General features: G+C 62.6%; 9 protein-coding genes. 8 read left to right on the forward strand and 1 reads right to left on the reverse strand.

All coding sequences use genetic code 11. The features are described from left to right. Positions 1 to 36 precede the first annotated feature (36 nt). The 8 genes from ytfQ (at position 37) to EFR00_RS03985 (ending at position 9,726) form a co-directional block, all read left to right on the forward strand. Positions 37 to 999 carry a galactofuranose ABC transporter, galactofuranose-binding protein YtfQ gene (gene ytfQ, locus EFR00_RS03950; RefSeq protein WP_003559333.1) on the forward strand — a complete coding sequence of 321 codons (963 nt, stop codon included), beginning with the start codon at positions 37 to 39 and terminating at the stop codon, positions 997 to 999. A gap of 120 nt (positions 1,000 to 1,119) precedes the next feature. Next, positions 1,120 to 2,643, forward strand: coding sequence for a galactofuranose ABC transporter, ATP-binding protein YtfR (gene ytfR, locus EFR00_RS03955; protein WP_077993702.1), 1,524 nt, complete (start codon positions 1,120 to 1,122; stop codon positions 2,641 to 2,643). Next, positions 2,640 to 3,653, forward strand: coding sequence for an ABC transporter permease (locus tag EFR00_RS03960; protein WP_009995723.1), 1,014 nt, complete (start codon positions 2,640 to 2,642; stop codon positions 3,651 to 3,653). Before ytfR ends, EFR00_RS03960 begins: the two co-directional genes overlap by 4 nt. Beyond that, positions 3,650 to 4,618, forward strand: coding sequence for a galactofuranose ABC transporter, permease protein YjfF (yjfF, locus tag EFR00_RS03965; protein ID WP_009995722.1), 969 nt, complete (start codon positions 3,650 to 3,652; stop codon positions 4,616 to 4,618). Before EFR00_RS03960 ends, yjfF begins: the two co-directional genes overlap by 4 nt. A gap of 16 nt (positions 4,619 to 4,634) precedes the next feature. Beyond that, complete coding sequence (locus tag EFR00_RS03970) at positions 4,635 to 5,420, forward strand: FadR/GntR family transcriptional regulator (protein WP_039623240.1); 786 nt, start codon at positions 4,635 to 4,637, stop codon at positions 5,418 to 5,420. Between the two features lie 165 nt (positions 5,421 to 5,585). Then, positions 5,586 to 6,947, forward strand: coding sequence for a bifunctional UDP-N-acetylglucosamine diphosphorylase/glucosamine-1-phosphate N-acetyltransferase GlmU (gene glmU / locus EFR00_RS03975; protein WP_077993700.1), 1,362 nt, complete (start codon positions 5,586 to 5,588; stop codon positions 6,945 to 6,947). Positions 6,948 to 7,056: 109 nt separating this feature from the next. Then, positions 7,057 to 8,883 carry a glutamine--fructose-6-phosphate transaminase (isomerizing) gene (gene glmS, locus EFR00_RS03980; protein ID WP_077993698.1) on the forward strand — a complete coding sequence of 609 codons (1,827 nt, stop codon included), beginning with the start codon at positions 7,057 to 7,059 and terminating at the stop codon, positions 8,881 to 8,883. Between the two features lie 135 nt (positions 8,884 to 9,018). Beyond that, entirely contained in the window at positions 9,019 to 9,726 is a 708-nt protein-coding gene (locus EFR00_RS03985) for a DUF502 domain-containing protein (protein WP_038688880.1), read from the forward strand. Between the two features lie 77 nt (positions 9,727 to 9,803). Here EFR00_RS03985 and recG read toward each other — a convergent pair whose 3' ends face one another. Then, positions 9,804 to 11,909, reverse strand: a complete 2,106-nt coding sequence (recG, locus tag EFR00_RS03990) for an ATP-dependent DNA helicase RecG (RefSeq protein ID WP_077993696.1) — start codon at positions 11,907 to 11,909, stop codon at positions 9,804 to 9,806. Between the last annotated feature and the right edge of the window lie 24 nt (positions 11,910 to 11,933).

Raw genomic sequence — 11,933 nt, forward strand, 5'->3', positions numbered from 1 at the left:
CCTTGCGCCGCGAAGGAGCGGCATTGGGAGGATATCATGAAATTGAAGACTGCACTCTTGAGTGCTACGATTCTTGCTGCCTGCATGTTCGGTTCGGCTTCGGCCGCCGGCCTGACCGTCGGCTTCTCGCAGATCGGCTCGGAATCGGGCTGGCGTGCGGCTGAAACGACCGTGACCAAGGAGCAAGCCAAGAAGCGCGGCATCGATCTGAAGTTTGCCGATGCCCAGCAGAAGCAGGAAAACCAGATCAAGGCTCTGCGCTCCTTCATCGCCCAGGGCGTCGACGCCATCCTGATTGCTCCGGTAGTCGAAACCGGCTGGGACGATGTTCTCAAGGAAGCCAAGGAAGCCAAGATCCCGGTCATCCTGCTCGACCGCACCATCAAGGCTCCTGATGATCTCTACCTGACGGCTGTCACGTCGGACCTCGTCCATGAAGGCAAGGTCGCAGGCGACTTCCTGGTCAAGACCGTTGGCGACAAGAAGTGCAATGTCGTCGAGTTGCAGGGCACGACCGGTTCGTCGCCGGCCATCGCCCGCAAGAAGGGCTTCGAAGAAGCTCTCGCCGGCCACGACAACCTCAAGATCGTTCGCAGCCAGACCGGCGACTTCACCCGCACCAAGGGCAAGGAAGTCATGGAAAGCTTCCTGAAGGCCGAGAATGGCGGCAAGGATATCTGCGCGCTCTACGCCCATAACGACGACATGGCCGTTGGCGCCATCCAGGCGATCAAGGAAGCCGGCCTGAAGCCCGGCAAGGATATCCTCGTCGTCTCGATCGACGCCGTTCCCGACATTTTCAAGGCCATGTCCGAAGGCGAAGCCAATGCCACGGTCGAGCTGACGCCGAACATGGCTGGTCCGGCCTTCGATGCGCTCGAAGCCTATCTGAAGGACAAGAAGGCTCCGGCAAAGTGGATCCAGACCGAATCCAAGCTTTACACGCCCGCCGACGAGCCGATGAAGGTCTACGAAGAGAAGAAGGGTCAGGGCTACTGATTTGAACCTGGAACCGCACCGGTCCATCATGGACCGGTGCGGAACTGCCGGTGCCGGGCCGGGCGTCATGCCCGGTTTTGGCGCAGGCGCAAGGCGCAATATCAGGAAACAGCAGCCCTCATGGTTCAAAATAACGAGACTATTCTCGCAGCCTCGGCGATATCGAAATTCTTTCCCGGTGCCATCGCATTGGACAAGGTGGATTTCACGCTGCGCCGCGGCGAGGTTCATGCCCTTCTTGGCGAGAACGGCGCCGGCAAATCGACGCTGATCAAGTGCATCACCGGCGCCTACCATCGTGACGAAGGCAGCCTGATGCTGGACGGCCAGGAGATCAATCCGGCCAACACGCTCGCTGCCCAGAAGCTTGGTATCGGCACCGTCTATCAGGAGGTCAACCTCCTCTCTAATCTGAGCGTCGCCGAAAATCTCTTTCTCGGTCGCCAGCCGAAGCGTTTCGGCATGACCGACGTGCGCGCGATGAACCACAAGGCGCGCGAACTGCTCGCCGGCTACGGCATCGATATCGACGTCACCGCCGAACTCAGCCGCTTCTCCGTTGCCGTCCAGCAGGTGGTGGCGATCGCTCGCGCCGTCGATCTCTCCGGCAAGGTGCTGATATTGGATGAGCCGACGGCAAGCCTCGACAACCAGGAAGTGGCGCTGCTCTTCCGCATCATCGACGGCCTGAAGAAACGCGGCCTCGGCATCGTCTTCATTACCCATTTCCTCGAGCAGGTCTATGCGATCAGCGATCGCATCACCGTGCTGCGCAATGGCAAGCTGGTCGGCACCCGCGACGCCGCCGATCTGCCGCGCCAGGGCCTGATCGCCATGATGCTCGGCCGCGAGCTCGCCCAGGCCGAAGAGACGGTCAGGAAACACAGCATTGCGGCGGGCGAGGTCCGCTACAGATTTGCCGGCTACGGCAAACGCGGCAAGGTCAAACCCTTCGATCTCGATGTGCGCGCGGGCGAGGTGGTCGGCATCGCCGGCCTGCTCGGCTCCGGGCGCACCGAAACCGCCGAACTGCTCTTCGGCGTCGAGCATGCCGATAGCGGCAGCGCCACGATCGACGGCCAGCCTGCAACCCTGTCCAGTCCGCGTGCCGCGATCGAAAAGGGCTTCGGCTTCTGCCCCGAGGACCGCAAGACCGATGGCATCGTCGGCGACCTGTCGATCAGGGAAAATATCGCCTTGGCGCTGCAGGCCCGCCGCGGCTGGACCCGGCCGCTGTCGCGCGCCGAGCAGAATGCGCTGGCCGACCGCTACATCAAGGCGCTCGACATCAGAACGACCGACCGCGAGAAGCCGATCCGGCTGCTCTCCGGCGGCAACCAGCAGAAGGCAATTCTTGCCCGCTGGCTGGCGACCAACCCCAAGTTTCTCATCCTCGACGAGCCAACCCGCGGTATCGATGTCGGCGCCCATGCCGAGATTATCCGGCTCATCGAACAGCTCTGCGCCGAAGGCATGTCATTGATCGTAATTTCCTCGGAACTTGAAGAGCTTGTCGCCTATAGTTCACGTGTTATCGTACTTCGCGACAGGCAGCATATCGCCGAACTCACGGGCGAGCGCATCACCGCCGCTGGTATCGTCGATGCCATTGCCGCCGCCGAACACAAGACGGAGGACGCATGAAATCCTCCCGGAATGCGCTGGCCTATCGCCTGGCGCCGCAATTGATCGCTCTCGCTGTCATTCTTCTGTTGAATTTCATAACGTCACCGCAGTTCTTTAATGTGGTGGTTCAGAACGGACGCCTCTATGGCAGCCTGATCGACGTTCTGAATCGCGGCGCGCCGGTGGCGCTCTTGGCGATCGGCATGACGCTGGTGATTGCCACCAAAGGCATCGACCTGTCCGTCGGCGCGATAATCGCCATCTGCGGCGCCGTTGCCGCATCATCGATCGTGTCTGGAAATTCAGTTGCCTACACCATTCTGTTGACGCTGGCGATCGGACTTGCCTGCGGCGTCTGGAACGGTTTCCTGGTGGCGATCCTCAACATCCAGCCGATTATCGCCACGCTGGTGCTGATGGTCGCCGGCCGCGGCATCGCCCAGCTCATCACCGAGGGCGCCATCCTGACCTTCAACGATGACGGGCTGATCTTCTTCGGCAGCGGCTCCATGGCTCTCCTGCCGATGCCCGTCGTCATCTGGTTCCTCGTCGGCCTGCTCGTCATCCTGCTCGTCCGCCGAACGGCGCTCGGCATGCTGCTCGAGGCCGTCGGCATCAACCGCCGCGCCAGCACGCTCTCCGGCATCCAGACGCCGGTGCTGCTGATGGCCGTCTATATGCTGAGCGGGCTCTGCGCGTCGATTGCAGGCATCATCGTCGCAGCCGACATCAAGGGCGCCGACGCCAACAATGCCGGTCTCTGGCTCGAACTCGACGCCATCCTCGCCGTGGTGGTCGGCGGCAATTCGCTGCTCGGCGGTCGCTTCAGCATCGTGGGATCGCTGATCGGCGCGATGATCATCCAGGCTGTCAATACCGGCATTTTGTCCTCCGGCTTTCCGCCCGAATTCAATCTGATCATCAAGGCGGTGATTATCATCGTGATCCTCGTCATTCAGTCGCCGGCGGTGCAGTCGCTCGCCATCTTTGCCAGCCGCCGGCAGGGCGGAAGGGAGCAGCCGAAATGAACTCCAAATACCTGCCGCTGCTTGCGACGATCGTCATTTTCGTGCTCGCCTATGCCGGCTGCACGCTGCAATATCCGAACATGCTGTCAACGCGCGTCATCGGCAATCTGCTGACCGACAACGCCTTCCTCGGAATTGCCGCGGTCGGCATGACCTTCGTCATCATTTCCGGCGGCATCGATCTGTCGATCGGCTCGATCATCGCATTTACCGGTGTCTTCCTTGCCGTTATCCTGCAGAACACCTCGATCCATCCGCTGCTCGCCTTCGCGCTCGTCCTCGTCATCACCACCGCCTTCGGTGCCGTCATGGGCGCGATCATCCATTATCTCGAAATGCCGGCCTTTATCGTGACACTTGCCGGTATGTTCCTGGCGCGCGGTATCGCCTTTGTGCTCTCGATCGACAGCATTCCGATCAACCACGACTATTATTCGACGCTGACGAGCCTCTATTGGCGGCTGCCCGGAGGCGGGCGGTTGACGCTGATCGGCGCCATCATGCTTCTGGTTTTCGCCGCCGGCATCTTCATCGCCCACCGCACCCGCTTCGGCACCAATGTCTATGCGCTCGGCGGTGGTCCGCAGACGGCGCGGCTGATGGGCGTGCCTGTGGGACGCACGACGATCCAGATCTATGCGCTGTCGGGTTTTCTCGCCGGCCTATCCGGAATCGTTTTTTCGCTGTACACCTCTGCTGGATATTCTCTTGCGGCGGTCGGCGTCGAACTCGACGCCATCGCGGCAGTCGTCATCGGAGGGACGCTGCTGACCGGAGGAGCGGGATTCGTGGCAGGAACCTTGATCGGTATCCTGATCCAGGGGCTCATTCAGACCTACATCACCTTCGACGGCACGCTGTCGAGCTGGTGGACGAAGATCCTGATCGGCCTTCTGCTGTTTGCATTCATCCTGATGCAGAAGGCGATCCTGTTCCTTTCCAGTTTGAACAAGAGGTATGCCTGAGGGGGAGACGGATCGCTTGCGCAACAAATTGATCGAGACACGCAAGACAGGGCGCCGGACGCGGACGAGCCACGCGCAGGTAGTCGACGAGCTCGGCAAGGGGATCGTCGCAGGCACCTATCCCGTCGGCTCGATCCTGCCGGGCGATACGGAACTGGCGCAACGCTTCAAGGTGTCGCGCACGGTCTTGCGCGAGACGATGAAGACGCTCGCCGCTAAGGGCATGGTCGTCGCCAAGGCGCGCGTCGGCACGCGTGTGACCGAGAAGAACCTCTGGAACATGTTCGACAGCGAGATTATCGCTTGGCACTTCGACAGTGGTGTGACGGAAGAATTCCTGTTGCAGCTTTACGATATCCGTCTTGCCGTCGAACCCTTCGCCGCCGGCCTCGTCGCCGAGCGGGCCAATGCCGAGGAAATCGAAACGCTGCGCGGGCTGGCGGAGGAGATGGCGGCAAGCGGCCATACGGCCGACAGCTTGGCGCTCGCCGACCTACACTTTCACCTGGCGCTCGCCGAAGCCTCGCACAATCCCTTCATGCGCACCCTCGGCAGCCTCATCGAGGCGGCTCTCGTCGGCATGTTCCGCATCAGTACGCCGCCTTCCGAAAATGGCTTTGCCAATATTGCCGACACCCATATGCGCATCGTCGATGCCATCGCTTCCGGTGACAGCGCCGCCGCGCGCCGGGCGATGGAAGTCGTCATCTTGGACGGCCGCGATCATGTGCGCGAATCCTTTGCGACCAGCGGCTCTCCTGATGTCATGGAGCCGCTTTCGCCGGAAATTTCACCTAAGTAAGGGCTTTGCCTGAGCTGTGGCTTTGTGCTTCTTTGGAGACGCGCAAAGCACGCCATCGCACTTTCGATCCTTCCATCGCGGCTTCCGAAAATCGATTCCGATTTCAGGAATTATGCAGTATGAGGCAGCAAAGCCGCCTTATCGCGCGGATTCGCGGAGCAGATCATGGAACGTACTTGCCTTGCCGTCATCCTTGCTGCCGGTGACAGCACGCGGATGAAATCCTCGAAATCGAAGGTGCTGCATCCGGTCGCCGGGCGGCCGATGATCGCCCATGTGGTCGAGGCGGTCGCCTCCGCCGGTATTTCCTCCGTCGCCCTTGTCGTCGGCCGCGACGCCGAGGCGGTTGCAAAGGCCGCAAGCACCGATGGTGTTGGCGTCGAATCCTATCTGCAGCAGCAGCGCCTCGGCACCGGCCATGCGGTGCTGGCGGCGCGCGAAGCGATCGCCAGGGGTTATGACGATATCCTCGTCACCTATGGCGACGTGCCCCTGCAGACCGACGGCCCGCTCAAAGCCGCCCGCCAGGGTCTTGCCGATGGCAGCGACATCGTCGTCATCGGTTTTCACACCGACCGTCCGACCGGCTACGGCCGGCTGCTTGTCAAGGACGGCGAACTCATCGCCATCCGCGAGGAGAAGGATGCGACCGATGCCGAGCGCGCCGTTACCTGGTGCAACAGCGGGCTGATGGCGATCAACGGCCGCAAGGCGCTCGATCTGCTCTCACGCATCGGCAATGCCAATGCTAAGGGCGAATTCTATCTGACCGATCTCGTCGAGATCGCCCGCTCGCTCGGCGGCCGCGTCACCGCCGTCGATGCCCCTGAAATCGAGATGACCGGCTGCAACAACCGCGCGGAACTCGCCGTCATCGAGCGCTTCTGGCAGGAACGCCGCCGCCGCGAGATGATGCTGGCGGGCGTCACCATGATCGCACCGGAAACGGTGTTCCTCTCCTACGATACCGTCATTGGCCAGGATGCGCTGATCGAGCCGAATGTCGTTTTCGGTCCCGGCGCAGTGATCGACAGCGGCGCCGTCATTCACGCCTTCTCGCATATCGAAGGCGCCCATGTCAGTGAGAGCGCGACCGTCGGTCCCTTCGCGCGGCTGCGGCCGGGGGCCGATCTCGCCAATGGTTCCAAGGTCGGCAATTTCTGCGAGGTTAAGAATGGCCGGTTGGGCGAGGGCGCCAAGGTCAACCATCTCACTTACATCGGCGATGCCGTCGTCGGCGCCGGCAGCAATATCGGCGCCGGCACGATCACCTGCAATTATGACGGGGTCAACAAGAGCGAGACGGTGATCGGCGAGAACGCCTTTATCGGTTCCAACTCGTCGCTGGTCGCGCCGGTGACGATCGGCGACGGCGCCTATGTCGGCTCTGGCAGCGTCATCACCGCCGACGTGCCGGCCGATGCGCTGGCGCTCGGCCGCGCCCGCCAAGAGATCAAGCCCGGCCGGGCGACCCTGCTGCGCGAGCGTGCGCTCGCCAGCAAGGCGGCGAAGAAGGCCAAGGCTTGAGGCCGCTTTCCGTAACCGGCGGAAATTGAAAGTGACCGCCGAGGCCATTGAGAAATAAGCGGAAATCAGTAGGACTAGCCTCATTGTTGGAGGCTCATGGGGATATTGCATGTGCGGAATTGTGGGGATCGTCGGAACTCAGCCCGTTGCCGGGCGCCTGGTCGATGCGCTGAAGCGTCTCGAATATCGCGGTTATGATTCCGCCGGTGTCGCCACCATCCATGAGGGCGTGATGGATCGCCGCCGCGCCGAGGGCAAGCTCTTCAATCTGGAAAAACGCCTCGATGCGGAACCGCTGCCGGGTTTGGTCGGAATCGCCCATACGCGCTGGGCGACCCACGGCGTGCCGAACGAAACCAATGCCCATCCGCATTTCGTCGAAGGCGTCGCCGTCGTCCATAACGGCATCATCGAGAACTTCTCCGAGCTTCGCGACGAACTGACCGCGGACGGCTCGGTCTTCGAAACCCAGACCGACACCGAGGTCGTCGCCCAGCTGATGGCAAAATATCTGCGCGAGGGCTTCGAGCCGCGCGCCGCCATGCTGAAAATGCTGAACCGGGTGACCGGCGCCTATGCGCTGGCCGTCATGCTCAAGGCCGATCCCGGCACGATCATGGCCGCCCGTTCCGGTCCGCCGCTTGCCGTCGGCTACGGCCGCGGCGAGATGTTCCTCGGCTCGGATGCCATCGCGCTCTCGCCCTTCACCAACGAAATCACCTATCTCGTCGACGGCGACTGCGCCGTCATCACCCGCGATAGCGTCTCGGTGCTGGATTTTACCGGCAAGCCGGTCGAGCGCGCCCGGCAGATCTCGCAGGCGACCGCTTATGTCGTCGACAAGGGCAATCACCGCCACTTCATGGAAAAGGAAATCTACGAGCAGCCGGAGGTCATCTCCCATGCGCTCAGCCACTATGTCGATTTCGCCGAGAACAGGATCGGCGCCAATGCCGCGGCGATCGACTTCAAAGCGGCGACCGGCTTGGCGATCTCGGCCTGTGGCACCGCCTATCTCGCCGGCCTTGTCGGCAAATACTGGTTCGAGCGCTATGCCCGCCTGCCGGTCGAGATCGACGTCGCCTCGGAATTCCGCTACCGCGAAATGCCGCTTTCGCCGACGCAGGCGGCCCTCTTCATCTCGCAGTCCGGCGAAACCGCCGACACGCTGGCATCGCTGCGTTACTGCCGCGACAACGGCCTGAAGATCGGCGCCGTCGTCAATGTCCGCGAATCGACTATGGCGCGCGAATCCGACGCCGTGTTCCCGATCATGGCAGGCCCGGAAATCGGCGTCGCCTCGACCAAGGCCTTCACCTGCCAGCTCGCCGTGCTGGCGTCGCTGGCGATCGGTGCCGGCAAGGCGCGCGGCACGGTCAGCGCCGAAGAGGAGAGGGCGCTGGTGCGGCATCTTGCCGAAATGCCGCGCATCATGAGCCGGGTGCTGAACCTCATCCAGCCGCAGATGGAAAGCCTGTCGCGGGAACTGTCGAAATGCAAGGACGTGCTCTATCTCGGCCGCGGCACCAGCTTCCCGCTCGCCATGGAAGGCGCGCTGAAGCTCAAGGAAATCTCCTATATCCACGCCGAGGGTTATGCCGCCGGCGAATTGAAGCACGGGCCGATCGCGCTGATCGACGAGAACATGCCTGTTATCGTCATTGCTCCCTATGACCGCTTCTTCGAAAAGACCGTCTCCAACATGCAGGAGGTCGCAGCCCGCGGCGGCCGCATCGTCTTCATCACCGACGAAGCCGGTGCCGCCGCCTCGAAACTGCCGACCATGGCGACGATTACCCTGCCTGTCGTCGACGAAATCATCGCGCCGATGATCTTCTCGCTGCCGATCCAGCTGCTCGCCTATCATACGGCCGTCTTCATGGGCACCGACGTCGATCAGCCGCGCAATCTCGCGAAATCCGTGACCGTGGAATAAGCCTTTTGGACCGGGGTCTTCGCCCCGAAACATATTGTGCGACGCCCCGAATTCTGGCAATTTTGGGATGCGGACAAGGGGGAAGGGCCGGCGTTCCGGCCCGTCCAGGACTGAGATGGAGTTCATCAGGAAACGATGGCCGACAACGCCCCCAGAATGCCGGTCGCGACCCGGCTGAGGAACAATTTTCTCGCAGGCCTGATCATCTGCGCGCCGATCGCCATTACCATCTGGCTGACCTGGACCTTCATCCATTGGTCGGACAGCTGGGTCAGGCCCTATATTCCGGCGCGCTGGAATCCGGAAAGCTATCTCAATTTCGCCATTCCCGGCTTCGGCCTGCTGATCGCCATCGTGCTGATCACCGTCGTCGGTTTCCTCGGCAAGAACCTCATCGGCCAGAGCATCGTCCGTTTCGGCGAATCGATTGTCCAGCGCATGCCGCTAGTGCGCACGATCTACAGAAGCGTGAAGCAGATTTTCGAAACCGTGCTGAAGGAGCAGTCGAACTCCTTCAAGAAGGTCGGGCTTATTGAATATCCAGGCCCCGGCCTCTGGGCGCTGGTCTTCGTCGCAACCGACGCCAAGGGCGAGATCGCCTCGAAGTTCAATGCCATGGGCCAGGATATGGTCGCCGTCTTCCTGCCGCCGACGCCGGTGCCGACGGCCGGCTTCCTGATCTTCGTGCCGCGCGAAAAGATCGTGATGCTCGACATGAGCCCGGAGGACGCCGCCAAGTTCCTGATCTCAGGCGGCCTCGTCGCCCCCGAACACAAGCCGTCCGAGCCGAAGCAGAAGCATCTGCCGCGGCCGAAGCCGGTGGCGGTGTCCAAGGCGGATTGATGCATATCGCCCAAAAGTGTTTGGCGCTTTGAGATAACGACATGCATGGAAAGAAGATTGAAGCGCCGCGGCGCGATTTATCCTGCTCTTAAGAACCGGATCGCCTCGTCGCGGCGGAACAGGTAGAGCAGCGTGCGGATCGCCTGTCCTCTGTCGCTGGTCAACTCCGGATCGCGCTCGATGAGATAGGCCGCATCCTTGCGGGCAATTTCCAGCAGGTCGGCATGCGCCTCGAGGCTGGCGATACGAAAACCCGGCGTGCCGGACTGCCGGGTGCCGAGCAGCTCGCCTTCGCCGCGCAGCTTCAGATCCTCCTCGGCGATGCGGAATCCGTCCTCCGTTTCCCGCATGATCGAAAGCCTGGCATGGCCAGTCTCGCCGAGCGGCCCCTTGTAGAGCAGGATGCAGGTCGACGCTTCGTCGCCGCGTCCGACCCGGCCGCGCAGCTGGTGCAATTGCGCCAGGCCGAAGCGTTCGGCATGTTCGATCACCATGATCGTCGCATCCGGCACGTCGACTCCGACTTCGACGACAGAGGTGGCGACGAGCAGCCGGCTCTCGCCGTTCTTGAACGCCATCATCGCCGCATCCTTCTCCGGCCCGCTCATGCGGCCGTGGATGAGGCCGATATCGGGGCCGAGTGCGGCAACAAGTGTCGCATGCCGCTCCTCGGCCGACATCAGGTCGAGCTCTTCGGACTCTTCGACCAGCGGGCAGATCCAGTAGGCCTTCTTGCCCTCGGCAAGCGCGCTCTGCAGCCGGCCGACGATCTCGCCGGTGCGCTCCATCGGCACGGTGATCGTCTGGATCGGCTTGCGGCCGGCCGGCTTTTCCGTGAGCTTGGAAACGTCCATGTCGCCGAAGGCGGCAAGCACCAGCGTGCGCGGGATCGGCGTCGCCGTCATCACAAGCATGTGCGGCGAGATGCCCTTGGCCGTCAGCCTGAGCCGCTGATGCACGCCGAAACGGTGCTGCTCGTCGACGACGGCCAGCATGAGGTTGGCGTAAGATACAGTATCCTGGAACAGCGCATGGGTGCCGATGATGACCTGCGCCGCACCCGAGGCGATGCGCTCCAGGATCTCCTCCCGCTCGCGTCCCTTGGTGCGCCCGGTCAACACCTCGATGCCGAGCCCGGCGGAGGCGGCGAATTTCGAGATCGTCGCGTGGTGCTGGCGCGCCAGGATTTCGGTCGGCGCCATCAGAACGGCCTGGCCGCCGCTCTCGATCACCGCCGCCATCGACATCAACGCCACCAGCGTCTTGCCGGAACCGACATCGCCCTGCAGCAGCCGCAGCATGCGCTCGTTGCCGGCCATGTCATTCAAAATGTCGGCGATCGCCTCGTTCTGGCTTGATGTGGGTGAGAAGGGCAGCGCCTTCAGGATCTTGCCGCTGACCGCACCCGTCGCCTGCACAGGCTGGCCCGCCACCTTGCGCAGCCGCTGGCGCACCAGGCTCAGCGACAGCTGGCCGGCGAGGAACTCATCATAGGCGAGCCGCCGCCGCGCCGGGGCTTGCGGGTCGATATCGGCGGGGTCGCGCGGCTCGTGCAGCATATGGAAACTGTCGCGGATCGACGGCAGGCCCTGCTTCTGCGCCAGCGCCGAGTTGATCCATTCCGGCAGCTCGGGAAATCGCGGCAGGGCGGCATCGATGATCTTGCGCAATGTCTTCGGTGAAAGCCCCGCCGTCAGCGGATAGATCGGCTCAACCAGCGGCAGGTTCTCCGCTTCCTCCGCTCTGACGATATAGTCCGGATGCACCATCGAGGCGCGGCCGTTGAACCAGTCGACCTTGCCGCTGACCGTCACCTCGGCATCAACAGGCAGCTGCTTTTCCAGCCAAGCCGCTTGGCCGCGGAAGAAGACCAGCGTCAGTTCGCCGGTCTCGTCATGCAGGAAGACGCGATAGGGCACATTGGTCTTGCCGCGCGGCGGAACCTGGTGGCGGTCGACGCGGGCGGTTATCGTCACGATCGCACCCTGCGGCGACAAGGCGATTCCCGGCTGATTGCGCCGGTCGATCAGCGAGAAGGGCGCGTGGAAGAGGAGATCGATGACCCGGCAATCCTCCGGCGTCTCGCGACCGAGCAGCTTGACCAGCAGTTCGGCGATCTTCGGGCCGACGCCCGGAAGGCCCGAAATGGGGGAAAACAGCGGATCGAGAATGGCGGGGCGCATGCGGTCAAAATGCGATGAACAATG

It is taken from the genome of Rhizobium sophoriradicis (assembly GCF_003939025.1).
In the GTDB taxonomy this organism is placed as follows: Bacteria; Pseudomonadota; Alphaproteobacteria; order Rhizobiales; family Rhizobiaceae; genus Rhizobium; species Rhizobium sophoriradicis.

Bases quoted from the DNA above. Each gene is read 5' to 3' on its own strand.
- ytfQ (WP_003559333.1), top strand. From the start codon at position 37: ATGAAATTGAAGACTGCACTCTTGAGTGCTACGATTCTTGCTGCCTGC.
- ytfR (WP_077993702.1), top strand. From the start codon at position 1,120: ATGGTTCAAAATAACGAGACTATTCTCGCAGCCTCGGCGATATCGAAA.
- EFR00_RS03960 (WP_009995723.1), top strand. From the start codon at position 2,640: ATGAAATCCTCCCGGAATGCGCTGGCCTATCGCCTGGCGCCGCAATTG.
- yjfF (WP_009995722.1), top strand. From the start codon at position 3,650: ATGAACTCCAAATACCTGCCGCTGCTTGCGACGATCGTCATTTTCGTG.
- glmU (WP_077993700.1), top strand. From the start codon at position 5,586: ATGGAACGTACTTGCCTTGCCGTCATCCTTGCTGCCGGTGACAGCACG.
- glmS (WP_077993698.1), top strand. From the start codon at position 7,057: ATGTGCGGAATTGTGGGGATCGTCGGAACTCAGCCCGTTGCCGGGCGC.
- EFR00_RS03985 (WP_038688880.1), top strand. From the start codon at position 9,019: ATGGCCGACAACGCCCCCAGAATGCCGGTCGCGACCCGGCTGAGGAAC.
- recG (WP_077993696.1), bottom strand. From the start codon at position 11,909: ATGCGCCCCGCCATTCTCGATCCGCTGTTTTCCCCCATTTCGGGCCTT.